Annotated in this window: 23 protein-coding genes; 17 read left to right on the top strand and 6 right to left on the bottom strand. The window is 60.2% G+C overall.

Annotated elements, in window-relative coordinates; all coding sequences use genetic code 11:
- The first annotated feature begins 80 nt into the window (after positions 1 to 80).
- From LQE90_RS11450 to LQE90_RS11440, 3 genes are read left to right on the top strand one after another with little or no spacing between them, the layout of a single operon-like run.
- Complete coding sequence (locus tag LQE90_RS11450) at positions 81 to 953, top strand: phosphoribosylaminoimidazolesuccinocarboxamide synthase (RefSeq protein WP_216529220.1); 873 nt, start codon at positions 81 to 83, stop codon at positions 951 to 953.
- A 50-nt stretch (positions 954 to 1,003) separates the two neighbouring features.
- Entirely contained in the window at positions 1,004 to 1,639 is a 636-nt protein-coding gene (locus LQE90_RS11445; protein WP_114567838.1) for a hypothetical protein, read from the top strand.
- 9 nt (positions 1,640 to 1,648) lie between these two features.
- Complete coding sequence (locus LQE90_RS11440) at positions 1,649 to 5,368, top strand: phosphoribosylformylglycinamidine synthase (RefSeq protein ID WP_216529221.1); 3,720 nt, start codon at positions 1,649 to 1,651, stop codon at positions 5,366 to 5,368.
- Positions 5,369 to 5,494: 126 nt separating this feature from the next.
- Here the strand turns inward: LQE90_RS11440 and LQE90_RS11435 are convergent, their stop codons facing one another.
- Together LQE90_RS11435 and LQE90_RS11430 are read right to left on the bottom strand one after the other, a co-directional pair.
- Positions 5,495 to 6,667, bottom strand: a complete 1,173-nt coding sequence (locus LQE90_RS11435; protein WP_216529222.1) for an Mbeg1-like protein — start codon at positions 6,665 to 6,667, stop codon at positions 5,495 to 5,497.
- A 156-nt stretch (positions 6,668 to 6,823) separates the two neighbouring features.
- Complete coding sequence (locus tag LQE90_RS11430) at positions 6,824 to 7,219, bottom strand: molybdenum cofactor biosynthesis protein MoaE (RefSeq protein WP_114567835.1); 396 nt, start codon at positions 7,217 to 7,219, stop codon at positions 6,824 to 6,826.
- 417 nt (positions 7,220 to 7,636) lie between these two features.
- Between LQE90_RS11430 and lysA the strand changes: the two genes are divergently transcribed.
- From lysA to LQE90_RS11410, 4 genes are all read left to right on the top strand, one after another.
- Positions 7,637 to 8,992 (top strand): diaminopimelate decarboxylase, encoded by a 1,356-nt coding sequence (lysA, locus tag LQE90_RS11425; protein WP_216529223.1) that lies wholly within the window; start codon positions 7,637 to 7,639, stop codon positions 8,990 to 8,992.
- Positions 8,993 to 9,007: 15 nt separating this feature from the next.
- Positions 9,008 to 10,294 (top strand): homoserine dehydrogenase, encoded by a 1,287-nt coding sequence (locus tag LQE90_RS11420; protein ID WP_216529224.1) that lies wholly within the window; start codon positions 9,008 to 9,010, stop codon positions 10,292 to 10,294.
- 213 nt (positions 10,295 to 10,507) lie between these two features.
- Complete coding sequence (gene pyrE / locus LQE90_RS11415; RefSeq protein WP_114567832.1) at positions 10,508 to 11,188, top strand: orotate phosphoribosyltransferase; 681 nt, start codon at positions 10,508 to 10,510, stop codon at positions 11,186 to 11,188.
- Between the two features lie 570 nt (positions 11,189 to 11,758).
- Entirely contained in the window at positions 11,759 to 12,436 is a 678-nt protein-coding gene (locus LQE90_RS11410; protein WP_216529225.1) for an HAD family hydrolase, read from the top strand.
- A 19-nt stretch (positions 12,437 to 12,455) separates the two neighbouring features.
- Here LQE90_RS11410 and LQE90_RS11405 read toward each other — a convergent pair whose 3' ends face one another.
- Both LQE90_RS11405 and metA read right to left on the bottom strand, forming a co-directional pair.
- Entirely contained in the window at positions 12,456 to 12,674 is a 219-nt protein-coding gene (locus tag LQE90_RS11405; RefSeq protein WP_216529226.1) for a hypothetical protein, read from the bottom strand.
- On the bottom strand, positions 12,667 to 13,608 hold the full coding sequence (metA, locus tag LQE90_RS11400; protein WP_114567829.1) for a homoserine O-acetyltransferase MetA: 942 nt from the start codon (positions 13,606 to 13,608) through the stop codon (positions 12,667 to 12,669). Before metA ends, LQE90_RS11405 begins: the two co-directional genes overlap by 8 nt.
- Positions 13,609 to 13,897: 289 nt before the next feature.
- Here metA and LQE90_RS11395 point away from each other — a divergent pair, with 289 nt between their 5' ends.
- The 6 genes from LQE90_RS11395 to LQE90_RS11370 all read left to right on the top strand — a co-directional run bounded on the left by LQE90_RS11395 (position 13,898) and on the right by LQE90_RS11370 (position 20,396).
- Positions 13,898 to 14,416, top strand: coding sequence for a hypothetical protein (locus LQE90_RS11395; RefSeq protein ID WP_114567828.1), 519 nt, complete (start codon positions 13,898 to 13,900; stop codon positions 14,414 to 14,416).
- A 135-nt stretch (positions 14,417 to 14,551) separates the two neighbouring features.
- Entirely contained in the window at positions 14,552 to 16,042 is a 1,491-nt protein-coding gene (locus LQE90_RS11390; protein WP_216529227.1) for a Fic family protein, read from the top strand.
- 131 nt (positions 16,043 to 16,173) lie between these two features.
- A complete protein-coding gene (locus tag LQE90_RS11385; RefSeq protein WP_216529228.1) occupies positions 16,174 to 17,814 on the top strand; it encodes a molybdopterin-dependent oxidoreductase in 1,641 nt (546 codons plus the stop codon).
- Between the two features lie 12 nt (positions 17,815 to 17,826).
- Complete coding sequence (locus LQE90_RS11380) at positions 17,827 to 18,636, top strand: molybdopterin-dependent oxidoreductase (protein WP_216529229.1); 810 nt, start codon at positions 17,827 to 17,829, stop codon at positions 18,634 to 18,636.
- 8 nt (positions 18,637 to 18,644) lie between these two features.
- Positions 18,645 to 18,923: an Ig-like domain-containing protein gene (locus LQE90_RS11375; RefSeq protein ID WP_216529230.1), complete on the top strand. Its 279-nt coding sequence runs from the start codon at positions 18,645 to 18,647 to the stop codon at positions 18,921 to 18,923.
- Between the two features lie 192 nt (positions 18,924 to 19,115).
- Positions 19,116 to 20,396: an O-acetylhomoserine aminocarboxypropyltransferase/cysteine synthase family protein gene (locus tag LQE90_RS11370; protein ID WP_216529231.1), complete on the top strand. Its 1,281-nt coding sequence runs from the start codon at positions 19,116 to 19,118 to the stop codon at positions 20,394 to 20,396.
- Between the two features lie 12 nt (positions 20,397 to 20,408).
- On the opposite strand, the gene LQE90_RS11365 is transcribed toward LQE90_RS11370, so the two are convergent.
- Positions 20,409 to 20,819 carry a hypothetical protein gene (locus LQE90_RS11365; protein ID WP_231088318.1) on the bottom strand — a complete coding sequence of 137 codons (411 nt, stop codon included), beginning with the start codon at positions 20,817 to 20,819 and terminating at the stop codon, positions 20,409 to 20,411.
- 123 nt (positions 20,820 to 20,942) lie between these two features.
- Between LQE90_RS11365 and LQE90_RS11360 the strand changes: the two genes are divergently transcribed.
- Entirely contained in the window at positions 20,943 to 21,830 is an 888-nt protein-coding gene (locus tag LQE90_RS11360) for a GGDEF domain-containing protein (RefSeq protein WP_231088317.1), read from the top strand.
- A gap of 37 nt (positions 21,831 to 21,867) precedes the next feature.
- On the opposite strand, the gene LQE90_RS11355 is transcribed toward LQE90_RS11360, so the two are convergent.
- Complete coding sequence (locus LQE90_RS11355) at positions 21,868 to 23,301, bottom strand: helix-turn-helix transcriptional regulator (RefSeq protein WP_216529233.1); 1,434 nt, start codon at positions 23,299 to 23,301, stop codon at positions 21,868 to 21,870.
- 220 nt (positions 23,302 to 23,521) lie between these two features.
- Here LQE90_RS11355 and LQE90_RS11350 point away from each other — a divergent pair, with 220 nt between their 5' ends.
- The 3 genes from LQE90_RS11350 to rpsI all read left to right on the top strand — a co-directional run bounded on the left by LQE90_RS11350 (position 23,522) and on the right by rpsI (position 26,454).
- Entirely contained in the window at positions 23,522 to 25,189 is a 1,668-nt protein-coding gene (locus tag LQE90_RS11350; protein WP_114567820.1) for an FAD-dependent oxidoreductase, read from the top strand.
- A gap of 434 nt (positions 25,190 to 25,623) precedes the next feature.
- On the top strand, positions 25,624 to 26,058 hold the full coding sequence (rplM, locus tag LQE90_RS11345; protein WP_114567819.1) for a 50S ribosomal protein L13: 435 nt from the start codon (positions 25,624 to 25,626) through the stop codon (positions 26,056 to 26,058).
- A gap of 3 nt (positions 26,059 to 26,061) precedes the next feature.
- Complete coding sequence (gene rpsI, locus LQE90_RS11340) at positions 26,062 to 26,454, top strand: 30S ribosomal protein S9 (RefSeq protein WP_114567818.1); 393 nt, start codon at positions 26,062 to 26,064, stop codon at positions 26,452 to 26,454.
- Positions 26,455 to 26,901: the final 447 nt, after the last annotated feature.

Here is a 26,901-nt window from a genome sequence, read left to right as displayed (position 1 = left end):
ATAACGTAGGTTGAGGGAACTATCGCGCGCGAGCTATCCGGCTCGCGCTGCGTTGTTGAGAGAGCAATGAAAGGACCGGCATGACGGGGATTGACATCAAGCCCGATGCGCAGGGTAAAGTGCGCGATCTGTACGATCTGGGCGACAAGCTGCTGCTGGTGGCGACGGATCGTATTTCTGCGTTCGACTACATCCTGGAAGACGAAATTCCGCACAAAGGCGCGGTGCTCACGCAGCTGTCGTGCTTTTGGTTCGAGCTTTTGGACGGCGTGGTGGAAAACCACCTGATTTCCGCCGACGTCGAGGATCTTCCCGAGCAGTTCAAGCCCTACGCCGACTACCTGCGCGGACGCTTTATGCTGGTCAAGAAGGCCGAGATGTTCCCTTCCGAGTGCATCGTGCGCGGCTATCTGGCCGGCAGCGGCCTCAAAGAGTACCAGAAGCAGGGCACCGTGTGCGGCATCGACTTGCCCGAGGGCCTGGTGAATTCGTCGAAGCTTCCCCAGCCCATCTTCACGCCGTCCACGAAGGCCGAGATCGGCGACCATGACGAGAACATCAGCTTCGATCGCTTGGTCGAGATCATTGGCGAAGACGACGCGACGCAGCTGCGCGATCTGTCTTTGAAGGTGTACACCACGGCGCGCGACCATGCCGAGAAGCAGGGCATCGTGATTGCCGACACCAAGTTCGAGTTTGGCCGCCTGGACGGCAGGATCATCTTGGCGGACGAAGTGCTGACGCCCGACTCGTCCCGCTTCTGGCCGGGCGACGAATACGCCGAAGGCAAGGATCAGCCTAGCTTCGACAAGCAGTTCGTGCGCGATTGGCTGACCGCGAACTGGGATAAGACGGGCAACCCGCCGCGTCTTCCTCAGGACGTTATCGAGAAGACCAGCCAAAAGTACATCCAAGCCTACGAGAAGATCACGGGCCGCGCGTTCGCGTACTAGCCGCGCCCGCTTCGCCGAATCGCAAGTAACCAACAAGGAGCAACAAACTCATGACCCAACGCAATCCCATGAACGACCGGTACCAGACTGACGAGCATCAGGGACAAACGCGCAAGAGCGCTGCGTCCGCGAAGCCCAAGTCCAAGGCCGCGGCTTCGGTGCGCGTGCAGCCCACTCAGAAGACCAAGCAGCAGAAGAAGGCCGAGCAAAAGGCCGCTCGCGCAAAGCAGTCGCAGATCGATCGCCAGTACTACAATCCGCCTACGCCCCAGTACAAGAGGCTGCGCAAGATCTGGTGGGGGCTTTTGATCGGCGCGATCGCCTTGACGGCCCTTTCGTGGGTTGGCCGTTCCTTCCTGCCGGAAGTGGGGACGTACATTTCGTTGGGCTTGGCGTACGCCTGCATCATCGGCGCGCTGTACGTGGACTTCTCGAAGATCCGCAAGGTTCGCCGTGCCTATCAAGAAGAGATGATGAGCAAGAAGTCCAAGGAGATGCGCGCGCAGGAAAAGAAGGCCAAGGCTGCTCAGCGCGCCGCGAAGCAGCAGGAGGCTGAAACGCCGGAGGTTGCCGAAGAGGCTCCGAAGAAGCGCGGGCTGTTCGGCAGCGGCTTCAGGCTGAAGAAGGCCGAGGAGACGAAGGCCACCGAGCAGGATGCGAAGCCTGCGCAAGATTCCAAAAAGTAAGGGGACCCCATGGTTTCTCGTGTCTACGTAGAAAAGAAGCCCGGTTTTGACGTGGAAGCCCAGCAGCTTGCGCATGAGCTGCGCAGCATTTTGGGCGTCGAGGGGCTTGAGAGCGTGCGTTTGGTGAATCGCTACGATGTGGAAGGCGCAAGCGACGAGCTATTCGCCCAGTGCGTTCCCACCGTGTTCAGCGAGCCTCAGTCCGACACCGCGACGTTCGAGCTTCCGCAGGCTGATGGCGCGCACGTGTTCGCCGTGGAGTACTTGCCGGGCCAGTTCGATCAGCGCGCCGATTCGGCAAGCGAGTGCATGCAGCTGATCAGCCAAGGCGAGCGTCCCGACGTGCGCAGCGCGAAGGTGTACGTGCTGTCCGGCGACCTTTCGAACGAGGATGTCGAAGCTATCAAGCAGTACGTGATCAACCCCATCGAGGCGCGCGAGGCGTCGCTCGAAGAGCGCGACACGCTCAAGATGGAGCAGCCGGTTCCCGGCATGGTGGAGACGATCGAGGGCTTCCTTGATTTGGACGAGGCAGGGCTGGCAGCGTTCATAGCCGACCGCGGGTTGGCAATGGACCTGGCCGACATCGTGTTCTGCCAGCAGTATTTCGCCGAAGAGGGCCGCAATCCCACCATCACCGAGATCAAGATGATCGACACGTACTGGTCGGACCACTGCCGTCATACCACGTTCGGCACCGAGCTCACGAACGTCGAAATCAACGACGCGGCGGTGCGCGCGGCGTTTGAGAAGTACCTGGACATGCGTCATGAGCTGGGCCGCGATCATAAGCCGGTGTGTCTTATGGACATGGGCACCATCGGCGCTCGGTACCTGAAGTCGAAGGGCGTGCTGACCGGCCTCGACGAGTCCGAAGAGATCAACGCCTGCACCGTGAAGGTCAAGGTCGACGTGGACGGCGAAGAGCAGGATTGGCTCTACCTGTTCAAGAACGAGACGCATAACCATCCGACGGAGATCGAGCCGTTCGGCGGCGCGGCCACCTGCGTGGGTGGTGCCATTCGCGACCCGCTTTCGGGCCGCAGCTACGTGTACCAGGCCATGCGCGTGACGGGTGCGGCCGATCCGCTGGTGCCCGTATCCGAAACGCTGCCGGGTAAGCTGCCGCAGCGCAAGCTGGTGACCACGGCTGCCGCAGGCTATTCGTCGTACGGCAACCAGATTGGCTTGACCACCGGCCAGGTGAACGAACTCTACCATCCCGGGTACGCGGCAAAGCGCATGGAGATCGGCGCGGTCGTGGGCGCTACGCCGGCTGACCACGTGCGCCGCGAAACGCCGGCACCGGGCGACGTGATCGTGCTTCTGGGCGGGCGCACGGGTCGTGACGGCATCGGCGGGGCCACGGGCTCCTCGAAGGCCCACAACCTTGATTCCCTTGAAAGCTGTGGCGCCGAGGTCCAGAAGGGCAACGCGCCTGTCGAGCGCAAGATTCAGCGCCTGTTCCGCCGCGGCGACGCGTGCCGGCTTATCAAGCGCTGCAACGACTTCGGCGCGGGCGGCGTGTCCGTGGCGGTGGGAGAGCTGGCCGATGGCCTGTTCATCAACTTGAACAAGGTTCCCAAGAAGTACGACGGACTGGATGGCACCGAGCTGGCAATCTCGGAAAGCCAGGAGCGCATGGCCGTGGCGCTGGCGCCCCAAGACGTCGATGCGTTCCTGGCGCTTGCGCGCGAGGAGAACCTCGAGGCTACGCCTATCGCCGAGGTCACTGAAGAAGCGCGCGTGCGCATGGTCTGGAACGACAAGACCATCGTGGACGTGAGCCGCGACTTCCTGTCCAGCAACGGCGCGCCGAAGCATCAGGACGTGCGCGTGGTCGAAGGCGGACGCTACGAGCGCTCTTGGCCGGGCTCCACGCTGGCCGAGCGCATGCAGGCGCTGGTCACGGACATCAACGTTTGCTCGAACAAGGGCCTGTCCGAGCGCTTCGACTCCACTATCGGCGCGGCTACCGTGCTCATGCCGTTCGGCGGAAAGCACCAGCTTACGCCGAGCATGGCCATGGTTGCCAAGCTGCCCGTAGATGGCGAGACCACCACGTGCAGCGGCATGTCCTGGGGATTCAACCCGTACCTGACCGAGGCGAACCAGTTCACTGGTTCGTACGTGGCAGTGGTGGAGAGCGTGGCGAAGCTGGTGGCTGCGGGCTTTTTGCGCAAGGACATGTACCTGACGTTCCAAGAATACTTCGAGCGCCTGCGCGACGAACCCGAGCGCTGGGGCAAGCCCGCGGCGGCGGTTCTGGGGTCGCTGATGGCTCAGATCGATCTGGGCGTGGGCTCGATCGGCGGCAAGGACTCCATGAGCGGCAGCTTTGAAACGCTGGACGTGCCGCCTACGCTGGTGTCGTTCGCGACGGCGGTGGGTTCGGTCGAGCGCGCGACGTCGCCCGAATTCAAGGCCGCCGGCAATCGCGTGCTGCGCATTGCCCCGCGTTACGCCGAGGACGGCGTCACGCCGCAGATCGATGGATTGCTGGAGGCTATTGCCCTGGTCGAGCGCCTGATCGGCGACGGCGCGGCTTTGTCCGTGTCTACGCCCGGATATGGCGGCACGGCGGAAGCCCTGTTCAAGATGTGCGTTGGCAACGGCATTGGCGTGAAGCTGGCCGATTGCGTGCAGGCCGATCAGCTGTTCGCTCCCGCTTACGGCAGTTTCCTGGTGGAGATGCCCGCGTGCGTCGAACTGCCGGATGCAAGCGATGCCGTGTGCGTGTCCGAGCTGGGCCAGACCGTTGACGAGTACGTGTTCGAGGCTGCTGGCGAATCGATCGACCTTGCCGGTTTGCAGGAGGCATGGGAAGGCGCGTTGGAGCCGGTGTTCCCGTATCGTGCCCAGGGCGAGCCGGTCAAGGCCGTGAGCTTCACGAACGGCGCTCCGCTTGTGTACAACGGTACCATCGCGAAGCCGCGCGTCATCATCCCGGTGTTCCCGGGCAACAACTGCGAATACGACTCCGCCCGCGCGTTCGAGCGCGCGGGTGCCGTGGCCGAGACGTTCGTCATCAACAACCTGACGCCCGAGGCGGTTGCCGAAAGCACGGCGGAGCTGGTTCGCCTTATCAAGAACAGCCAGATCATCATGCTTCCGGGCGGTTTCTCCGGCGGCGACGAGCCTGACGGTTCGGCGAAGTTCATCACGGCGTTCTTCCGCGCTCCGGCAGTGACGGAAGCCGTGCGCGATCTGCTGCAGAACCGCGACGGCCTCATGCTGGGCATCTGCAACGGTTTCCAGGCGCTTGTGAAGCTGGGGCTGGTGCCGTACGGCGATATTCGCCCGATGGACGAGGATTGCCCCACGCTTACGTTCAACAACATCGGCCGTCACCAGAGCCGTTTGGTGCGCACGCGCGTGGCGTCGAACCTGTCGCCTTGGATGAGCCGGTGCGAAGTGGGCGACATCCATACAGTGGCGATCAGCCATGGCGAAGGCCGGTTCGTGGCGAGCCCCGAGTTGCTGGAGCGTATGGCCGCCAATGGTCAGATCGCCGCGCAGTACGTTGACGATCAGGGCGCGTCTTCCATGGGCTTGGATGTGAACCCGAACGGGTCTGCTTGGGCGGTCGAGGCTATCACCAGCCCCGATGGTCGTGTTCTGGGCAAGATGGGCCATACCGAGCGCAGCGGTTACAGCCTGTACAAAAACGTGCCCGGCAACCTGTACCAGCCCCTGTTCGAGGGCGGCGTGGGTTACTTCAGGGATTAATCGATTCCGCGTACAGCGTGTTCGCAGGGGTCGGCGTACTCACGAGGTGCGTCGGCCCTTGTTACATTGACGGGTCGCTTTTCCTGCCAAATAGGTGAAGTTGTCGGGGCGATCGTCGGCCTCGGTTTACGAGGCGCCCTTCGTTTTCGGCGCAAGCCAGCCCGCAACGCCTCGCGCTGCGTCGTGGGCGATCAGGTTGGTCAGCGTGCCCAGCGCGCTTACCAGAATGTCCCGGTTCGCCTGATCGAGCGCTTTGGCGGCTTCGACCAGCAAGGCTATGGACTTCACCCCGTCCATCAGGATGTCTGCGGCATCGAGCGCGCTCGATGCTTCGATGGCCCTGAACGCGGCCTCGACCACCTGCCGGGTTTTCTCGGGGGAGAACCCGGTCAACCATTGCTCCATGATCGCGTGGGTCGAGAGGGACGAATCTGCCAGCTGGTCAGCGTAGACGAAATCGGTTCCCTTAACTTCCCAGTTCAGCACGCTGTGCTGCATCATACCGTGATCTGCGCTGCGCACTACGTGCAGGGGCAGTTCACGTGGCGTTTCCAGAAGCATTCCCACGATGCACTCTTGCGGCACCGTCTTGTGCACGCGATCGCGGATGATCGAGAACGCGCGGTCGTCGACGGCTCCCGCCCGAAAGCCGGGGCCATCGTGGTCGTATATGCGTTCGATACGCTCTTGGACTTTCGGCGTTGCATGCAGAGCTGCGTATTCGGCCAGGTTTCCGCCTTTGGAATGGCCTCCTAGATACAGCCGCTGCGGCAGGCGGGGCGCGACGGCTTCCAGGTAGCGAACAGCCAGGTCTTGCGCGGGAACAGGGAATTGGTAGGTCATGTTGAAGTTCTCGCGCCATCCAGTGAACGACCGATCGGTGCCGCGAAACCCCACGTAGGCGAACTTTTTGCCGCAAACGAACGTCATAGCGGCGAATTGGGTTTGCGTCGCCTCGTCGAACACGCTTGCGCAGTCCTGTACGGTCATAGTGCGAAAGCGCGGGCTGGCTGCAAGGGCCAGCATGTTGTTTTTCACGGGCTCGGGCACCAGGCCCGTGAACAGGCTGTCGTAATGCTCCGCTCGCAGCGCGTCGGTGAAGCGCACGGGCCGTACGGGACGGAGGCGATCCGCGACGGCTGCTCGAAGGCTCGGAGGTTCGCTCCATGCGCGTTTCATAGGAGCGATGTCTTCCATGCGAACCATGCAGAACTGCGAAAGGGCTGCCGAGTCCACCGGGTTGAACGGCTTCTCGTCGAAGGATGCGAATTCCGTTGCCAGGTAATCGAGGATGTTCATGCGCGCTCCTTCAGGGCAGATCGACCGCTTGGTGCCTGCCTCTAGTGTAGCGCACCAGCTTCCTGCACGCGGTGAGGGCCGTTTTTATATGGAAAGGCCCCGACTGCTGAATGAGCTGCGCAGCCGAGGCCTTGAGAAACGTCGAGCACCGCTGTCCTATGCGTAGATTTCCTTTTCCACCACCAGGTCGTTCTTGATCTTGCCGACCAGTTTCTGCAAGGCGTCGATGCAGTTGGGGCGGATGTCGGCGCCGATCAGAACGTACATGATGGAGTCGCCCACGCCCAGCACTCCCTCGTTCAGCCATACGCGCACGTAGTATACGCCCGGCCAGGTCAGAGCTTCCTCAACGGCTGCGTCTACGCCAGCGGCGTCGTAGGAGAACTCCACCTGCGCAACGTCGCCCAGCCCTTCGACGCCTTCGCGTACCTGCTGTTTCGGGGTGATGCGCACCACGCCGTTGTGGGTGAGAAACATGCCGCACTGAGCGGCCTTCGGATCCTGCTTCGCTTCCTTGAGCCACTGATCGATAGAGGGTTCCTGCTTGGCCATGAGCGAGCTCCTTTCTGTCTGTGCTGCATAGTATACTCTATTGAGGATTATAGAAGCTATAAAGTCATAGCAAGTTGATAGGGAAAAGTTGCCTTTTTTACGGATGGAACCCAACCCTGTAGAGGTGCGGCGCGCGTACAAGGCTTCGTGTTTTGCTGCGCATTCCGGTTCGCCTGCGCCCCGTGCGCCGATGCGGGCTTCGCCCGGAAGCGCGGTGGCCGAAGCGGCTTGGCAGCGCACGGCTTTCTCCTGGCTCCAGGGTATCCATTCTACGAAAATTTACGCTCTGCACCCGGGGAAATGCAGCAAGGCTGGTAGTATGAACCCCAATCACAACAGCCGGCGACGGGCCGGCTCTGCCGACGGGCAGGTCGGCGACATCAAGGGAAGCAAACAGGCAGAAAGGGAGGCGGACCTATGGCTTTGCCCGCATCCGATTTGAGCAAGCAGCCCGACAACCGTACCACCATGGAGTTGGGCGCGGTGCTGCCGCGTACCGCCGAAGTGCGCGACGACCACTTGTACGTAGGCGGCGTCGACATGGTGGAGCTGGCGCGCGAGCAGGGCACGGCTTTGTACGTCATGGACGAAGAGGACATGCGCAGCCGCATGGAGTCCTACCGCGAGGCGTTCCGCAGCCGCTATCAGAATTCCGATATCGTGTATGCCAGCAAGGCGTTTCTCAATAAAGAAGCGGCTCGCATGGTGGCCGACGAGGGCTTGTGCCTTGACGTATCGGGCGGTGGCGAGCTGGCTATCGCGCGTGCAGTGGATTTCCCGGCCGAGCGCGTGTTCATGCATGGCAACAACAAGACGCCGCGCGAGCTGCGCGAAGCCATCCAGGCAGGTGTCGGCCGCATCATCATCGACAGTCGCATCGAACTCAAGCGCATCTCCGAGATCGCCGGTGAGCTGGGCGTCGAGCAGCCTATCTACATGCGCATCACGCCAGGCGTCGAGGCCGACACGCATCAGTATATTCGCACGGGTTGCGAGGACTCGAAGTTCGGCTTCACCATGCGCGAGGATTTTGCGTTCGGTTGTGTGAAGGACGTGCTGGCTGCGCCGAACGTGCGTTTGGCGGGCCTGCATTGCCACATTGGCTCGCAGATCTTCTCGTTGCACTCCTACCCCGAGGCCGTCGAGGTCATGGTGGACCTTATGGCCCGCATCGAGCAAGAGTACGGTTATCGCATCGAGGAATTGGATGTGGGCGGCGGTCTGGGCATTGCCTATACGGCTGACGACAAGCCGGCCTCCATCGACGAGTTCGCCGAAACGGTGACCTCGTCCGTGCTCGCCGCGTGCCAGAAGTACGGCGTGGCTGAGCCGCGTCTGCTCACCGAGCCGGGCCGCAGCCTGGTGGCTACCGCCGGCGTAACGCTGTACACGGTGGGCATTATCAAAACCCTGCCGAACATTCGCAAGTACGTGGCGGTTGACGGCGGCATGTCCGATAACATTCGCACGGCGCTGTACCACGCCGATTACGAGCCGGTCATCGCCAACAAGGCGGGGCAGCCGCGTACCGAGATCGTCACTATTGCGGGCAAGCATTGCGAAAGCGGCGATGCCGTGGTCATCGACATGCCGATCCAGCATCCTGACCTGGGCGATGTCGTTGCTGTCTTCGGTACGGGCGCGTACTGCTACACTATGGCAAGCAACTACAACGGCCAGCCGAGGCCGGCCGTCGTGTTCGTGAAGGACGGCGAAGCGCGCGTGGTTACGCGCCGCGAGACGTACGATGATCTGATGAGCCGGGACATTTAGGAAAGGGAGAGCGACATGGCGGTTAAACTTGGCTTGGTGGGCACCGGCACGGTGGGCGGCGGATGCATCGACATCCTGAAGAACCACCGGGAGGACTTCAAGCGCCACTATGGTGTTGACCTGGAACTGGTGCGCGTGTGCTCGCGCAATCCCGAGCAGGCTATCGAACACGGCGTGGAGGACATCTTCACCCAGGATTACCAGGATATTCTCGATGATCCTTCCATCGACATCGTCATCGAGCTGATCGGCGGCACTACCGTGGCGCGCGATGTGGTGCTGGGCGCGCTGCGCGCCGGCAAGAATGTGGTCACGGCCAACAAGGCGCTCATGGCTACGTATGGCGAAGAGGTCATGCACGCTGCGGACCAGGCGAACAAGGAAATCGCGTTCGAGGCGAGCGTGGGCGGCGGCATCCCCATCATCGATCCGATGAAGCACTCCCTTATCTCCAATGAGATCTCGTCGGTCATGGGCATTGTGAACGGCACGACGAACTACATGCTGACCCGCATGGTCGAAGACGGCTTGAGCTACGACGACGCGCTCAAGGAGGCACAGCAGAAGGGCTTCGCCGAGGCGGATCCCACCGCCGACGTGGACGGGTTCGACGCTGCCGCCAAGATTGCCATCCTGGCCTCCATTGCATTCAACTCGCGCGTGACCATCAACGACGTGCACACCGAGGGCATTCGCAACGTAACCACTATGGACTTGGATGCGGCGCGTGACATGGGCTATTGCGTGAAGCTGCTAGCGCTTGCTCACCGTACGGCGCAGGGCATCGACGTGCGCGTGCATCCCACCATGCTGCCGCTGACGCATCAGCTGGCCACGGTCAACGGCGTGTTCAACGCCATTTACGTGACGGGCGATGCCGTGGGCGAGACCATGTTCTTCGGCGAGGGCGCGGGCTCGGGTCCGGCTGCGAGCGCCGTGATGGGCGACGTGCTGGAAGTGGCGCGTCATGTTACGTTGGGCGTGGGGCCGCTTGTGGGCTGCACCTGCACCGACAGCTTGCCCATCGTTCCCATGGACGAGCTCAAGACCAAGTATTACATCCGCTTCAAGGTAGCCGACCGCTCGGGCGTTCTTGCCTCTATGGCCGGCGTGTTCGCCAAGCATAACGTAAGCGTGTACTCGGTGGTGCAGCGTGGCAAGAAGGAAGGCGGCACGGTGGATCTGGTGTACGTGACGCATACCGCATGCGAAAAGAGCGTGCGCGACGTGCTGGCCGAGATCGCGCAGCTTGACGATATCCTGCGCGAAGAACCCAGCGTCATCCGCGTGGAAGACGAGTAGCGACCGGCTTTTCCAGCTGAGCAAGCTGCGATCCGATTTTCTGACAGCGTATGCAAGCGGCCCCGACGATGTTGATCGTCGGGGCCGCTTCTTGTATCGGAGCGATGCGCGTTGCTCGCGTTTCGAAGCCCTCGTCCGGCTTGATTCTAGTATCATGTTCACCGGAAGATCGTGCGCGGGTGGGCCGCGCCGCATACGGATAAGGAGCCGGGCATGGAGCAGTACAAGCAGGAGTTCATCGAGTTCATGGTAGAGAGCAAGGTGCTCAAGTTCGGCGAGTTCACGCTCAAGAGCGGCCGTAAGTCTCCCTTCTTCATGAACGCCGGCGCCTACGTGACGGGCGATCAGCTGCACCGGCTGGGCTTGTACTACGCGCGCGCCATCCATGACAATTTCGGCTTGGACTTCGATGTGGTGTTCGGTCCGGCCTACAAGGGCATCCCCCTGTCGGTGGTTACCGCCATGGGCATTTCCGAGCTGTACGGCAAGGAAGTTCGCTATTGCTCCAACCGCAAAGAGGTCAAGGACCACGGCGCCGATGCGGGCAATCTGCTGGGATCCGACCTGCAAGACGGCGACCGCGTGGTCATGGTCGAGGACGTGACCACCTCCGGCAAGTCCATTGACGAAACGTATCCCGTGCTCAAGGGCGCGGCTGACGTGGACATCAAGGGGCTTATCGTGTCGCTCAACCGCATGGAAGTGGGGAAGGGCGGCGTTGTGACGGCTCAGCAAGAGGTTCAGGAGAAGTACGGGTTCCCCGTGGCGTCCATCGTCAGCATGGCCGAGGTCACCGAGTACCTGTACAACCGCGAAGTGCAGGGAGGCGTGGTCATCGACGACGCCGTGAAGACGGCGCTCGACGCGTATTACCAGCAGTACGGCGTGAAGTAGTCAAGTGCCCGCGGTTGCCGGTCTCGGCGTGCAGCGAAGGACGGGGCTCGCTGCTGGACCGCTATCGACAAGGGCCTTGCGCACGAAAAACCGCCCTCGCTGGCAGCTTTTTGCGGTTTGAGGTCGTCGAGCCGGGCAGCGTTTTCATCGTTGCCCGGCTCGCTTTTTGTTTTACCTGGTCACGGCGGCGGATAGCTGAACTGCGCAGGTGCAAGCGCTTCTCCTGCGGAATCAAACGACCTCAAACCGTCAAAACCTGCCAGCGAGGGCGGTTTTTCGCGCGCTGGCAGTCGTAGAACGGCAGGGACCCTTCCCGGCAGCGAGGGCGGGACTTGCGATCTGCGGTTGCTCGCGCGCTTCATGCGTTGCGGAACGCGTGGGCAACGTGCGAACCCGCCATCTTTCAAGCGCCCGAAGGCAGGCGTTGGCTTCGGAGGTAAATATCCTGCAAATTCGCGTTTCCGGTCGCTCGTCCGACGGCGGGGGTTTGCTAAGATTTGCCCGAACAAGAAACCTTGCCGCAGCGACGTGCGTTGGTCGCTCGGCGTATCCGCGAAAGGACCCCCCACCATGAACCCATCTTCGATCGGCATCGTGTTCGATTGCGACGGCACGTTGCTCGATTCGATGTGCGTGTGGCGCGAGATGGAAGCCGAGCTTGCGCGCCGCGCGGACGTGACGCTGACTGAGGACGACAAAGACGTGCTGACCACGCTCACCATTCCTGAATGCGGCGCCTTCTTCCATGAGCGATTCGGCTTGGGAGCGTCCGGGAAAGACGTGGAGGACATGGTCGACGAATTCATGCTGGACTTTTATCGCACGCGCGTCGAGGCTCGTGCGGGGGCGCTCGCGTTCGTGCAGGAACTTGCCAGCCGCGGGGTCCGCATGACCGTCGCATCTTCAAGCCCTCAGCTGTATTTGCAAGCTGGCCTGGAGCGTTGCGGGTTTGCTCCGTATTTTGACGCTATCGTGTCGGTGGATGACGTGAACGCGTCGAAGCGCGAACCCGCTGTTTGGGACCGCGCGCGCGAGCTCATGGGCACGCCGCGTTCGTTCACGTGGGGCATGGAGGATTCGGTGTACGCCGTGCATACGCTCAGAAAGGCGGGCTATCGCACGCTCGGCATCTACGACTGCGACGTTTCCGGCACGTACGAAGAACTCGTCGAATCATGCGATCATGCGGTTCGCACGTTCGACGAGCTGGAGGTGGAAGCGTTCTTGGCTTGGAACGAAGCTCGATAGCAAGCTGCATTGCGGAAGGTTAGCGCCAGGGGTCTTCCTGGTACGTGGGCTCCGGTGCGGGCGGTCGATCGCTGAAAGGGTCGTAGCCGTCGTCGTCTTCGGTTGCCGGGCGAATGAATGGATCCGCCTGCTTTTGGGCGGGGGCGGATCCATCGATCGTTTCCGCGATCGGCGTCGATACCGGTCGCAGCGTGTAGTGCAAAACTCGTTCCTTCGCTTCGTCGCGTTGCTTACTCATGCGAAGAGTCCTCCTCGGTTCCCACTTTGTCCAGATCGTAGGGAGTGGTCTGGTAGACGTAGTAGTTCAGCCAATTCGTGTACAAAAGCTGCGCATGGGCGCGCCATGTTGCCGAGGGCTTTTGCGTTGGGTCGTCGTTGGGGAAGTAGTGCGCAGGCAGCGCCACCCCCATGCCCTTCGCCGCGTCTCGCTCGTATTCTTTCAGAAGCGTATCGTCGTCGTATTCGGGGTGGCCGAACGCGAAAAAGTGACGGCTGTCGACGCTCTTGGCAAGATACACGCCGGCTTCTTCCGATGTCGCGATCAGCTCGAGCTGCGGATGGGCCTCGATGTCTTCGGCTCGCACTTCGGTGTAGCGCGAATGCGGGGCGCGAAACGCGTCGTCGAATCCGCGAACCAAGGGCGACGAGGGCTTGTCCACCTGGTGCTCGAATACGCCTGACAGCTTGTTTTCCAGTTCGTGCTTCTGAATGCCGTAGTGATGGTAAATGCCCGCTTGCGCGCCCCAGCAGATATGGAACACTGAGTGCACGTTGGTCGTCGACCAATCCATGATAGCTGTCAGCTCGTCCCAATAATCCACATGCTCGAAGTCCAGCAGCTCTACGGGCGCACCCGTGATGATCATACCGTCGTATCGCTTGTCTTTGATCTCGTCGAACGAGGTGTAGAACGTCGATAAGTGCTCGCCGGACACGTTTTTCGCCTCATGGCTGATGGTCTGCAGCAGCTCGACTTCGATTTGCAGCGGCGTGTTCGACAGCTTGCGCATGATTTGGGTTTCGGTGACGATCTTCGTGGGCATGAGGTTCAGTAGCAAGACCTTGAGCGGGCGAATGTCCTGATGCATGGCCCGGTACTCGGTCATGACGAAGATGTTCTCGCCTTCGAGGATGTCGGTGGCGGGCAGGGAATCGGGGATTCTGATGGGCATGATGACCTCGCAATCTCGTCTGCCGCTTCATGCGCTGCGGCGGCGCTCAAGGCCGAGTGTTTTGGCTGAGTGTATGATACCGGATAATCAGATGACCTACCTATCCGAAGAAGAGATAACGCGTTATCGGAACGCCCCATTCCTTTTCCAACCTTCCTCGTTTTTCAGCCATGCCGCGTTCGTCCGGTCGTTCGTCGTGCATTGCGGGGCGAATCCGCCGGGGAAAATGGATACGATAGGGATGCGCTGCGACGTGCGGTGGCAATACGGTGCGAGACGGGAGGAAGCAATGGCGGGAATCGAGACGCTTATTGCGACGAAGGATACCGGGGAGCGTACGCTCTACTGTTTTTTGGCGGGAAGGTTGCGCCTGGAGCCTGAATACGCGCCGTTTGGCTACGACCGGATTCAGCTGTACCTGAACGTGCGCACCGAAAACGATGCGAACGCCGATGCCGCTTCCACTATTATCGCCGACGTCACGCTTACTCAGGGAGATTCCTCGGACGATCACGTGCGCATTATCGATTTCGTTACGCGCAAGGAGGACTTGGGCTGCGGCACGTTCGTACTGGAGGTGCTGTGCCTGATCGCCGATTACTACGGGTGCCGCGGAATCATGGGGGAGCTGTTCGAGGACGACCTGACGCGCAACAAGGAGAAGACGTTCGCGTTCTTCGGCAAACGTGGTTTCGAGGTCTTGTGCCAAGAAGATAACAAGGTTCATCCCTATCGCGTGCAGACCACTACGTATCGCGACCGCTTGCCGGAGGGTATCGTCCTTTCGCTTACGGGGCTGGAAAGCTGATTGCTTCACGTGGTTTCACGGCCCATGATCTGCCCATAGCAAATACTTTCTAGTCCTTCCTCGAACTCTTGAACGCCTGGTTACGCATTTGAGACTATGGCCCAAGAAGGTGATTCTTGAGACGAGGTGAGGATCATGGGGGAGGGTCTTGTGGCAGACGATCGGTCGTTGCTGGGGCGTGCTTTTTCCCTTGCGTCGAGAAAGTCGCAAACGCTCGAATCTATCGCGAAAGCCCTCGACGTTTCTCCCGAGGATCTGTCGTTGTGCTGGATCGTGCTCAATAAGCTGCGCCGCTGCCAGGGCAGAGCGCTGCCCGCTCCCTTCGCCGTGGAACAATCTGCCGCAAGCACTGAAGCGCCGATGACGCAGAATTGGTACGCTCCCACATGGCTTTTGAGCAGCTTGCTTGAAACGTACCAGGTGAACGAAGGTTTGGCTGTTCACTACGCTCGCATTTTGTCGGATCCCGAGGGCGGGCATTACGAGTTGAACCTTGCGGCCGAAGAGGTTGCTGCTGCCGCGCGGTTGGAGTACGGCGCGTCCGACACCTTGCGGTTGAAGCGCGTGTGCGTTCAGGCATGCGAACCTGAAAACGGCGTTGAACTGCTTGTTTCTAATGCCGGAAACATCTTGCTGAACATCGAGGCGTATCGCGGTGAGCCGCTTTCCGCTTCGTTCATCGAGTCTTTGCATGCCAAGCTGGTCGAGGGCATTTCGATCAAAGAGGTATGCGGCGTCGAGTTTCTCGAAGCCGACGTTTCCGAGCGGCGTGCTTTGGCGCTGGAGTCGTTTTGCGCGACCTGCGAAGGAAACCACACGCTGATCAACGCGCTTGTTTCTCTGTACTACTTCAAAACGTTTCGTCTCTTTCCGGCGGGAAATTCCGTGCTCGCCTACATACTGTACTTTATCGTTTTGCATCGGGCTGGATACCACTTCTCCGCCCATATTCCCGTCCTTAAGCTGCTGTACTCCGATGACGAGAACTTCGTCGAGGACCATTGCCTTTCCGGAACGCCCGAAGATCTGGCTGTGGCTTGCGACGGGTACTACGATTGGACGGGTTATTTTGAGCGGGCCGTCGCGCTTGTGGTGGACGAGCAGCGATGGACCATGACCAAGCTTGAGGGGATGCGGCGCCGGCGCGAGCGACTTCGCCTCATTATCGACGCTGACGAGTCGCTGAACTATCGACAAAAGGCGGTCCTGCTCGAGGCCGTTCTGCACAGCAACGCCGAGTTCACGTACGCAATCCACGTCCATCGGTACGGGATATCCTATCCATGTGCTCGAAGCGATTTCGCCCGCCTTCTTGATCTGGGGTTTTTGCGGCAGCATGATGATGGTATTCGGCACTTTTTCGTGGCTTCCGAAAAGTTCCACCTCACGTTTCTGCCTTACTTGCAAGAACACTGCTCCGAGATGTTTCTTCGATACTATCGCGAAGACGGATCGCTCATAGATGAGTTCAAAAGCATCGAGGACGCGTCTCTTGAATACAACCGAGACGTAGGGTTTTACGAAAAGTCCCTGCTGGACAAGACCTATATCGAGCATTACGACCATCGTCGCGCGCAAATCGCAGAATCAGATGGCCCGCAAAGACGCGGACAGTCGAAGGGATAGCTGCGCCAAGCGGCTGCGAACCCATGGCACGAGGGAGGGGTTCGCGGCTTGCTGTGGCGCTGGCCTGCCAAAAGAGGACAACCGGAAGAAAGGAGAATCGGTTTTCGTTTCCCATTGCAAAGGAGGATTTCATGAAGAAAGAAGAATGCGCGGGTTCGCGCCATCGAAGCAAGCCGAAGTTGATCGCCTCCCTCGTGGCAGTAGCTATGGTCGCTTCGTTTGCCGCATGGGGGTGCAGCCCCAAACCTTCGTCGGACGAGCCGGATTCAACCGGGACGAAGGCGGAACCTGCAGCTAGTTCGGGTCCCGATCAGCTTGCAGCCTATAGCGGATTTCCCGAGTCGGGTCGCTTTGTGGACGGCATTGCGTCATTGCCCGAGTTTTACCAGAACACCGAGAAGAACGACGCCAACGCCGAGTCTCGCTCTCCGCGTCGTTACACCGACCGCAACGGTTTTTTGGTGCAGCCGGTTCCTTCCGATGACATCGGATTCAACGACACCTACCTTGACGCAGACAAGCGCGGATGCACCTCGTGCCACACGCTCGAGAACGCGCTCATGAGCTTGCCAACGTACCATCGGCTTATTTTCTTCGGATACAACACCGAGCAGGGATACCAAAATTGCATCGCGTGCCATTCCGAATCCTACTCGGGAAACAAGCTGAGCGACCCCATCCATACGCTGCACATGGGCAGCCCCATGTTCGTCGACAAAGACGGCGGCACGTGCCAGTCCTGCCATTACGTCGATGCGAAAACAGGGACGTTCGAGCGATGGGACGAAGTGAAGTACAACCTGTACAAGGGCATCACCGATTTGAAGGCCGACGAGGCAAAGCCCTCCATCTCGTACGACCAGACCACCATCACACCGCCGGAAAACCGATTCTACAAGACCATCAAAGACGAGCCGAGCCAATGGTTGACCGATGATTCCCAGGTTGACGAATCCATCTACCAGAACTGGGTCGTTTCCATTGACGGCGATTGCGAGAATTCCGTCGAGATGACGCTGCCCGAAATGGAGCAGAAGTTCGGCACCGTGAAGCAGGTCATGAAGATGGACTGCACTATCAACGGCGTGGGCCAGGCTACCATCATGCAGAGCGAGGTGGAGGGCATTCCCGTATCTGCCATCATCGACTATGCGAAGCCCAAAGCGGGTGCCAACATTTTGAGTCCCATCAGCTCCGACGGATACGATTACGCTCAAATGAGCCTCGATTGGCTGCGCGACAACGACGCCATCATCGTGACCAAGATGGACGGCAAGCTGCTCCCCAATTCTCAAGGATATCCTTGCATGATCTGGGTGTATAAGACTTCGGGCGGCAACTTCACGAAGCGCATCTCCAATCTGACGTTCATGACGAAGCTCGCTGACGAACTCAATGACCAGCTGTACGTGGGCCAGTTCACCGACGATCGCACGGGCGAGATCTATTCCAAGCCCAACAGCGGCGTGCTGAACTACCCGACCGGCGTGGTCCTGTCGGGCGATGAGGCCAAGACCGTGCATTTGGAAGGCTTTGCCGATGCATGGGACGAGCCTATCAAGAAGGTTGAATTCTCCTTCGACCATGGAAAAACGTGGACGACGCTCGACACGCCCGACAACAATGCCGATTACTGGACGTATTGGCGCATGGACTTCACGCCGCCGTCTCCGGGTGCGTACCTGCTTGATATTCGCACCACCAGCGTAACGCCCGACGGAGCCGATCGTGTTTGCCAGTACAACACGCAATTCATGTTCACGGTAGAGTAGAGAGGAGTCGACATGAAAACGAAGATGCAGCACGGTCGCACGACGCTCTCCGCTTTGGCCGGTTTGACCATGGTTGCTTCGATGGCGGCCGCGCCGGTTGCTCTCGCGTCCGAGACGGATGCTTCGACATCGCGTCCCGCTGGCGAAAACGAGGCGCGGACCTACGGTGCGCCGATCGAGAACGTGCAGGTCACTGATACTGTAGTCAAGGGCGAATTCTCGTATGACCAGGGTGCCATTACGCCGAACGCCCTCATCAAAACACTGTTTCAACGGGCTACGAACGCCTTGTGCGGAGCATCCGTCGATCTTGCGGTCGACAATCCCCTTGGTTGGCAGCTGTCGGTTTCAGGGGACGTGCAGTCAGCGTTCACCGCTTCGGTTGGCGATCTTGCCAAGGAGGAGTCCACGAACAAGGTGATGTCATGCACCTGCGGCGGGAATCCGGTTGGCGGGCGCGCAACCATCACGGCCGACGTGAAGGGCATTCCCGTGGAGCACTTGCTAAGCCGTGCGTCCGTGCAGCCGGGAGCGAACACGGTGACGTTCGTTTCTTCCGACGGTACCGAAGTTTCGTTCTCTTTGGGCTACGTGCTGGGGCATCATGCGGTGCTGAGCTATCAGATCAACGACGAAGACCTGTCCGCTTCCGTAGGCGGCAATAACCAGCTTTGGATGACGAAAACGCCTGCAAACTACTTCGTTCGCGACATTGCGAGCATCGTGGTCTCCACGCAGGAGCAGCCTCCTGCGGATCCAGGGCTTTCCGACGCTCACCCCAACAGCCCCAATATTGGCGTGTTGGCAGGCGTTCAGGAATAGGTGGAGCCATGATCGTTCCTATGCAGGTGGAGGCCGGGAAGCCGGTGACGTTGAGCGGATACGCCGAAGACTACGGAAACCAGATTTCATCGGTGCAGTTTTCGTTGGACAACGGTCGGAACTGGACTACGTTCGACGTTTCCGACTCTGCTCCCGAATTGTCCGTTCAATGGAGCTTCTCGTACACGCCGCCTAAGCCTGGTTTCTATCGTCTGCTGGTTCGATCTGTTGCCGAGGACGGGACGGCGAGTCCCCTGGCCGACGTAGCGGAGTTCACGGCTACCTGATGAAATTGCTTGGCGGATTGCCGAAACGGCCCCGGATCGTCCGGGGCCGTTTCTATGCGTTTGAAAACAGATAGCCCGGTTATTCCATAAACAGATTGCAGGTTATCGGAAAGACACGGCTACCAAGCGCGTTGCAGTGCTCGGTATAATGAGCCGGACACATTTCCCGGACCCTTGCGATGAGGAGCCTTTATGAGTGAAAGCATAAGCACGACCTGCGTACAGGGGGGCTACCGTCCCGGCGACGGCGAACCTCGGCAGATTCCCATTTACCAGTCCACCACCTGGAAATACGATACGAGCGAGCACATGGGCAAGCTGTTCGACTTGGAAGAAGCAGGGTATTTCTATACGCGTCTGCAAAATCCCACCAACGATTTCGTGGCGGCCAAGATCGCCGAGCTTGAGGGCGGCACGGCGGCTATGCTCACTTCGTCGGGACAGGCGGCAAACTTTTTCGCGGTGTTCAACATCGCCGGTTGCGGCGACCATATTGTGGCCAGTTCGGCAATCTACGGCGGTACTTACAATTTGCTGGCGGTCACCATGAAGCGCATGGGACTGGAGTGCACGTTCGTGTCTCCCGATTGCACCGACGAAGAGCTCGAGGCTGCTTTCCGTTCGAACACGAAGGCCGTATTCGGAGAAACCATCGCAAACCCCGCCTTGTCCGTGCTTGACATCGAGCGTTTTGCCGCGGCGGCACATGCGCACGGCGTGCCGCTTATCGTGGACAACACGTTCCCCACGCCGGTGAACTGCCGTCCCATTGAGTGGGGCGCCGACATCGTCACCCATTCCACCACGAAGTACATGGACGGTCACGGAGCGAGCGTCGGCGGGGCTATCGTTGATTCTGGAAGGTTCGACTGGACCGCGCATGCTGACAAGTTCCCCGGTTTGTGCGAACCGGACGAAAGCTACCACGGAGTAACGTACACCGAGCGTTTCGGTTTGGCCGGTGCGTTCATCACGAAGGCGACGGCGCAGCTCATGCGCGATTTCGGGTGCACACAGTCGCCGCAAAACGCCTTCCTCGTCAATATGGGGTTGGAAAGCCTGCACCTGCGCATGGCGCAGCACAATGCCAACGGGCTTGCGCTGGCCGAATTCTTGGCGCAGCATCCAAAAGTGGCGTGGGTGCGCTATCCGGGCCTCAAGGGCGATGCCGAATACGAACTTTCCCAGAAGTACCTTTCCCATGGCGCAAGCGGCGTGGTCAGCTTTGGCGTTGCCGGCGGTCGGGCGGCAGCGGAGACGTTCATGAAAAACCTCAAGTTGGCCCAGATCGCTACGCACGTGGCAGATGCGCGGACCTGCGTGTTGCACCCGGCGAACGCGACGCATCGCCAAATGAACGATGCGGAGCTGGCGGCCGCCGGCATCACCGCCGATCTCATTCGCTTGTCGTGCGGTATCGAAGGCACGGGCGATCTTGTCGCCGATGTCGAACAGGCTCTTGCCGCAGTGTAGACGCGCCGCATTTTAGGCAAGCGAGAAGAATTCCAAGCATCGCGAAACGCAGGACGCTCGAAAAACGAGCGCCTGCGTTTCTTTTTCGGCGAGGTAGAGTTCGAAATCGGACGGCTTCTTGCTGAATTCCCCTCCGGTCGACGGCCAAGGCTCGGTATACTGTTTTTCATGGAAAACCGCAAAGAGCATATGGTCGCGCTGTCTGATATCCCCGTCGAGTTTGCCCAGTTGAAGTGCACTGACGAGGGGATAAGGCCACTTGTTGCCAACGATGAGTTTTTCGCTTTGATGGGTTGCGTTCGCGCGCCCGGAGAGCTTTATCCCGAAGCCCTGCTTGCCACGTCTGGTTGGGATCAGTTTTCCGAGCGCCTGCGGATTGGCATCGAAGCGGGCGAAACCATAATCGAAATCGAAGTTCCTCAAGAAACCCTTGACGGATCCGTCCTCAGGGTTCGAACGCGCTGCAAGTACGACCCCGATCGACGAATCGCCTCATGCAGCGTACTGGACGTGACGTCGTGGTTGGAGACGCGCAGACGCTTGCGCATGAGCGAGGATGCTTTTCGGGTCGCCGTCGAAATGAGCGGCAAGATCATTGCGGTTTTCGACACCGTCGAGCGAGCGCTGCTTTTGCAGAATGTTTCCGGCGGAAGGCTGATCGAGCCTATCCGCTACGAGGACGTTCCCGATAGTCTGGTAACACGAGGACTGGTTGCCCCCGAAGGGGTCGATGCGTTTTTGGGGCTGTACCACGATATCGATAGGGGCGTTCCTCATGGAACGGCGGTCATCCGCATGCGCAGGTCCGTTTCCGGCGATTTTCGGTGGTATCAGGTTGATTATACGCTGGTGACCGATGATGAGGGCAATCCCGCTTCAGCGGTTATCTCGTTTTGGGACGTGACCGAGCGGCGCGAGCTCGAGCGCGCGCAGAAGACGCGTGCGGAACGGGATTCCTTGACAGGCGTTTTGAACCGGGCTACGTTCGAGGCGCTGTCCTCTCAGCTTATCCGGGAATCAGAAGACCAGGTCAACCATGCTTTCATTATGGCCGATCTGGATGGCTTCAAGATGACGAACGATTCGCTCGGCCATGCGGTGGGCGACCTTGTGCTGGTGTGGTCGGTAGAGGCGCTTTCCGAGGCCGTTCGTCATGGCGATATGGTTGGGCGCATAGGCGGCGACGAGTTCATGGTGTGCCTGCGCGGCATTTCGTCGCGCGAGGTTATCGAGGCCATTGCGCGGCGCATGTGCGCGGCCGTGTCGGAGATGGCCGCCAACGATCCGCGACGCCGAGACTATCCTACCGTGAGCTTGGGCATCGCTCGGTTCCCGCGTGACGGCGCCACATACGAAGAGCTGTACCGTAACGCCGATGCGGCCATGTACCGAGCCAAGCGCAGCGGCGGCAATACGTGGGAGTTCTTCTCATAAATCGTTCGCCCTCCCAGGCGCAGCCAGGCTTGCGGTCCTATTCCCAGCCCGGCTTTCCAACTCCTCCTTGCTCGATGGTGTCGAGCAACCCCTGACGATCGAACACGCCCACCTTGCGGTAGATATTGCTTACATGGTGCTTCGCGGTGCCCTGGGCGATGGACAATTCATCGCAGATATAGCGGACCGTACGTCCGCGCGCCAGCAGGACCAGCACTTCTCCTTCGCGGTTCGTCAGTCGGCACATTGCCGCGATGCGCGCGCATTTTTGCTCAAGGCTCGTGTCGGTCGCTGTGCGCGGCGTGGCATACAGTCTCTGCACGTCGGTCTGCGTGAAAAACAGCATGCCCGCCAATGTCAGAATGAGCACGCCTACAAGGAACACGTCGGTTCTCAAGGAGCCGGACCATATCGATGGTTGTTGCAGCGCGTCAGCGGCGAACGATCCCGCAAGCGTGCCCGTTCGCGCGCAGAAGATGACCAGCCCGAACGAAAGCGCCACGGGAATGCGCGCGCGGAAAGCAACGTCGGTAGATACCAGCATCATGAACATATCCAGGCAGTACACACCCATGATGATGAGCCCCGCTCCTATAAAGCGATAAGGGGCGGATAGAAGAAGCAAGAGGACAAGGCCTGCTACCATGGCGGGAATAACGGGACGGTACAACGCGATGGGCTCGGCGAACGACGGTGCCGCTACCATGGAAAGCGTGATGGCGCCTATGCCTCCTCCTGCCAAAATGAGCGCTTTCGCGATGAACGAAGCGTCTCCGTCGGCAAACGTGTTGGCCATTCCCTGCGACATGCCGTACACAACGCTTATGATAAGGATGCATGTGAGGACCCGAGGTACCGGTATTGTTTTTATATCAAGCGGCAGCACGGAAGGCTCTCTGCGCGGTTCCTTTTTACAGGCTTTCAAAACGGCTGCCGACACCAGGGGCATTGCGGCGTTGAAGGCTACGGCTGCCCACTGCGGAAGCGCGTATGCTGCGAAAAACAGCGCGAAGGCAAACGTGTACGACACGTATAGATGACGCCCTACGCGGCCGGTGGCAAGCGCGCTCCATAATTCTCCCCACATGACAAGCAGCAACGCATTGCCGAACGCTACGGCGACCGCCCCTGCTAAAAATGCAGAGAAGCCAATCGGACCGACCCCGAACGTCAGAGCGAGGGGGATGACGACCGATCCCGTTGCGGTCAGCCCTCCTGCGGCTGCAAAGCAGCTACGCCGGGTGAGAAACGGGGCATGCCACCGAGCTGCGAGCATCACGGCTAGGTATCCCATCGTGGTAAGAGCGAGTACCCATAGCAAAGCATTGCCGGCGAAAGAGAATCGTTCTGCATCGGGAATGAGCGTGGTGGTGCACATGCTGATCATTTGCCAAGCCTGCCAGAATCCCAGGCCCAGCAAACGCCATCCTGAGAATCGCTCGCCCTCTTGGTTCAACCGTGCTTCGCCCATGCGTACTCCGTTTCGCTTCCCCCTGGCCTCCCTCTTCAAAGCTAGCAAAACCGTGGGACAGGTGCAAGTTGCGTTCAGGAAATCCTATGGTCCGATGTGGCCCATAAGCCGTTTTCCTGCGAAAATGGGCCGCTTTGTTCGATGACTGCGCATCCCGGAAGACCCATGATGACCTCAAGCGCAGACGGAGGGATCTGCGAATGAATCGAAAGGGGTTCGTATGTCCGAGCATGTGAAAAGCGGTCTATCGCGCCGTGCGTTTCTAGGCCTGGGTGCTACGGCTGCCGTTGCAGCGGGCGCAGCGGGTCTTGCTGGTTGTGCGCCTGCGGCGGGCGGGGCGTCAGACTCGAAGGCTTCTACGACGGATGATTCCGCCGCAGGGAAGTCTGCGTACGCTTGGGAAGTTGCGCCGGAGCCCATTACCGATATCGCGTCCACGGTAGACACGGACATCTTGGTTATCGGTGCGGGCCTGGCCGGATGCGCGACCGCTGCGGCGGCTGCCGAAAAAGGCGGCAAGGTCACGGTGGTCGAGAAGACGTCCAGTTGGAACGGCCGCGGTGGCGGCTTCGGCGCCATAAACTCGCACTACATGGACGAACTGGGCATCAAGGTCGATCGCGTGAACGCCAAGCAGCACTGGATCGCGCAGTGCGCAAGCCGTGCGAACGAAGATTTGATTTCCAAGTTCTTCAACCATTCCGAAGAAGCATCGAACTGGCTTTTGGCTAAGGCTGAAGCGTTGGGCGGCTCGGCCATGGTGGGTGCGTTCTACAGCCATGACGACGTGTACGCCGAGCAGCCGGGTTACCACATGCTCCGAATTCCCGAGGAAGCCGGCCTCAAGTCCACCGGGTTCGCCGGCGCCGAGCTGTGCTACAACGACGCCGTGCGCGATGGCGCCCAGTTCGTCTTCGACGCGCCGGCCGTGCAGCTGGTAAAAGACGGCTCTCGGGTGACGGGCTGCATCTGCGAGACGAAGGACGGCTACGTGCAGTACAACGCAAGCAAGGGCGTAGTGCTGTGCACGGGCGACATCGGCGGCGATGCGGAGATGGTCAAGGCGTACGCGCCGATCTGTGCCGAGTACGGACAGCCGCGCAGCCAGTACACCCCGATGGGCGTGAACACGGGCGACGGCCACAAGATGGGCATGTGGGCCGGTGCGCAGCTGCAGGACCTGCCGCTTCCCACGATGATGCATCCGCAGGCGTTTTGCTGGTTCCACGGGCCGTTCCTGTTCGTGAACGACAACGGCGAGCGCTTCATGTGCGAAGATACCTGGGTGCAAGGCAAGTCGCTTGCCATCAACCGCCAGCCCAACGGCGAAGCGTGGTCCGTGTTCGACGCCAACTGGAAGACCGACCTGGTGAACGGTCTGCCCTACGGCGGCGGTATGTTCTGGGATTCGTTCCGCCCCTACGGCAGCGACCTGGAGCTGGCTCCGCAGTACTTCGAGACGCAAATTCCCAAGTACATCGAGCAGGGCATTGCCTATCAGGCGGACACTCTGGACGACCTTGCCAAGAAGATCGGCTGCGACGCCGCTGCGCTCAAGGCCACGGTCGATCGCTACAACGGCATGTGCGAAGCGGGCGAGGACACCGACTACTACAAGAAGCCCGTGTTCCTGACCCCCGTGAAGGAAGGCCCGTTCTACGCGCTCAAAGTCGGCCCGGCATTGCTTGCCATCCCGGGCGGCCTGCGCACGAACGTCGACTTCCAGTGCCTCGATGCGGAAGGCAAAGCCATCGAAGGCCTTTACGCGCTCGGCAATGTGCAAGGCGACATCTGCGCGGTTGACTATCCCATCAACGTTGCCGGCAACAGCCACGGTCGCTGCATCACGTACGGTTACGTTTTGGGACACGAGTTGGCTCAGGCATAGGCCTTTCCGCCAATCCGATTTCCCGGCCCCTCCCTCGGTCCCTCGCGCTTCGGCGCGGGGGACCGCTTGCGTGTCCGACGTCGCCCTGCAGAGCGGATCGTTGCCCGCGTTGCCTGCCCAGGTGCTCGGCCGTTCTTTCTTTATGCAAATAGCGCGCAGCGTCATGATTATTCGTTGACTTCTGGGGTATTCCCTGTTTACAATGCAAAGGTTCGCTTTCGAAAGCCCCGTGCATGCAGTAAGAAGCGGAAGCGCGAACCGGGGAGTCCAGACCTTAGGTTGCGCGTCGGCGTAGGAACCCGACATCCGATCTACCTGCACTTTTGAAACCGATCATTCGCCGCGAAGCGGTTGGTTCGCTTTGTCGAGCCGCTGAAGAGCGACGGAAATCCCGCCCCGCACGGCGGGGTAGGACAGGATTTTGGAGGAAGATAGTGAAGACGTATTACGCGAAGCCCAACGAAGTTGAGCGCGAGTGGGTCTTGATCGACGCAGAGAACCAGGTTCTCGGTCGCGTCGCTGCAAAGGCTGCTCATATTCTCAAGGGCAAGCACAAGCCGCAGTACACGCCGCATGTCGACACCGGTGACTTCGTGGTCATCATCAACGTGGACAAGATCCGCGTGACGGGCACGAAGGCTCAGTCCAAGAGCTATTACCGTCACAGTGGTTTCCCCGGCGGGCTGAAGTCCGAGACCTTTGAAGAGGCCATGGCAAAGCATCCCGAGCGCGTTATCGAGCATGCTGTCAAGGGCATGCTGCCGAAGAACACGCTTGGTCGCGCCATGGGCAAGAAGCTCAAGGTGTACACGGGTGCGGAGCATCCGCACATGGCTCAGCAGCCCCGCAAGATCGAGATGGAGGGTTAACCCATGGCAGGTGAAGCTTTGTACTACGGCACCGGCCGTCGCAAGAACGCTGTTGCGCGCGTGCGCCTCGTTCCCGGCACCGGCAAGATGACCATCAACGGCCGCGAAGCTGCGCAGTACTTCGGTCGCGAGGCTTTGGTCGATTACGCCAAGACGCCGTTCAAGGTTACGGACACGGTGGACCACTTCGACGTTATCGCCATTCTGAACGGTGGCGGCATCTCGGGTCAGGCCGGCGCTCTGCGTCACGGCATCTCCCGCGCGCTGCTTTCCGCTGGCGATTATCGCGCCGAGCTCAAGAAGGCTGGCTTCCTGACGCGCGACTCCCGTATGGTGGAGCGCAAGAAGTACGGTCTCAAGAAGGCCCGCAAGCGCCCGCAGTTCTCGAAGCGCTAAGTCGTATTTGCGAACAGCATGTCTTTGCAAAGCCCGTCTCGTTCGAGGCGGGCTTTTTCTGTATATAGGTAGGGCGAGACTGCGGACGGGTGAAGCTATGCGATTTCGCGCGATTCCCGAAAAGGGCCTTGCGCCGCGTCCCGGCTTCACGTAACATGCTCCCTCCGCGCTTCCCGAGGGGAGGGCGCGGCTGCAACCCGCGGTTCCTCGCAAGGCGGACGAAGCCTCGACGGGAACGGGCCGAAGAACTTTTTCGAAAAAAGTTCTTGACGCCGGGCGGGGGCACGGGTAGTATATCTCCTTGCGCTTCGGGCTTCGGCCCAAGGCGGAGAACCTTGAAAACCGGATACTGAGAAGCAGAACAAGCGAGAAAAAAGCCAAGTGAACGGATCCGCATGAGACGGACCCCGGCCGGCCGCGGACCCCTCGGGGAGGCGGGCGGCGGGA

The organism is Paraeggerthella hominis (assembly GCF_021044775.1).
Classification (GTDB): domain Bacteria; phylum Actinomycetota; class Coriobacteriia; order Coriobacteriales; family Eggerthellaceae; genus Paraeggerthella; species Paraeggerthella hominis.
Note: the sequence above shows the minus strand (reverse complement) of the source record. Positions and strands in the feature narration are given on the sequence as shown.

Coding starts and splice junctions, on each gene's coding strand:
- LQE90_RS11450 (WP_216529220.1), top strand. CDS start 81: ATGACGGGGATTGACATCAAGCCCGATGCGCAGGGTAAAGTGCGCGAT.
- LQE90_RS11445 (WP_114567838.1), top strand. CDS start 1,004: ATGACCCAACGCAATCCCATGAACGACCGGTACCAGACTGACGAGCAT.
- LQE90_RS11440 (WP_216529221.1), top strand. CDS start 1,649: ATGGTTTCTCGTGTCTACGTAGAAAAGAAGCCCGGTTTTGACGTGGAA.
- LQE90_RS11435 (WP_216529222.1), bottom strand. CDS start 6,667: ATGAACATCCTCGATTACCTGGCAACGGAATTCGCATCCTTCGACGAG.
- LQE90_RS11430 (WP_114567835.1), bottom strand. CDS start 7,219: ATGGCCAAGCAGGAACCCTCTATCGATCAGTGGCTCAAGGAAGCGAAG.
- lysA (WP_216529223.1), top strand. CDS start 7,637: ATGGCTTTGCCCGCATCCGATTTGAGCAAGCAGCCCGACAACCGTACC.
- LQE90_RS11420 (WP_216529224.1), top strand. CDS start 9,008: ATGGCGGTTAAACTTGGCTTGGTGGGCACCGGCACGGTGGGCGGCGGA.
- pyrE (WP_114567832.1), top strand. CDS start 10,508: ATGGAGCAGTACAAGCAGGAGTTCATCGAGTTCATGGTAGAGAGCAAG.
- LQE90_RS11410 (WP_216529225.1), top strand. CDS start 11,759: ATGAACCCATCTTCGATCGGCATCGTGTTCGATTGCGACGGCACGTTG.
- LQE90_RS11405 (WP_216529226.1), bottom strand. CDS start 12,674: ATGAGTAAGCAACGCGACGAAGCGAAGGAACGAGTTTTGCACTACACG.
- metA (WP_114567829.1), bottom strand. CDS start 13,608: ATGCCCATCAGAATCCCCGATTCCCTGCCCGCCACCGACATCCTCGAA.
- LQE90_RS11395 (WP_114567828.1), top strand. CDS start 13,898: ATGGCGGGAATCGAGACGCTTATTGCGACGAAGGATACCGGGGAGCGT.
- LQE90_RS11390 (WP_216529227.1), top strand. CDS start 14,552: ATGGGGGAGGGTCTTGTGGCAGACGATCGGTCGTTGCTGGGGCGTGCT.
- LQE90_RS11385 (WP_216529228.1), top strand. CDS start 16,174: ATGAAGAAAGAAGAATGCGCGGGTTCGCGCCATCGAAGCAAGCCGAAG.
- LQE90_RS11380 (WP_216529229.1), top strand. CDS start 17,827: ATGAAAACGAAGATGCAGCACGGTCGCACGACGCTCTCCGCTTTGGCC.
- LQE90_RS11375 (WP_216529230.1), top strand. CDS start 18,645: ATGATCGTTCCTATGCAGGTGGAGGCCGGGAAGCCGGTGACGTTGAGC.
- LQE90_RS11370 (WP_216529231.1), top strand. CDS start 19,116: ATGAGTGAAAGCATAAGCACGACCTGCGTACAGGGGGGCTACCGTCCC.
- LQE90_RS11360 (WP_231088317.1), top strand. CDS start 20,943: ATGAGCGAGGATGCTTTTCGGGTCGCCGTCGAAATGAGCGGCAAGATC.
- LQE90_RS11355 (WP_216529233.1), bottom strand. CDS start 23,301: ATGGGCGAAGCACGGTTGAACCAAGAGGGCGAGCGATTCTCAGGATGG.
- LQE90_RS11350 (WP_114567820.1), top strand. CDS start 23,522: ATGTCCGAGCATGTGAAAAGCGGTCTATCGCGCCGTGCGTTTCTAGGC.
- rpsI (WP_114567818.1), top strand. CDS start 26,062: ATGGCAGGTGAAGCTTTGTACTACGGCACCGGCCGTCGCAAGAACGCT.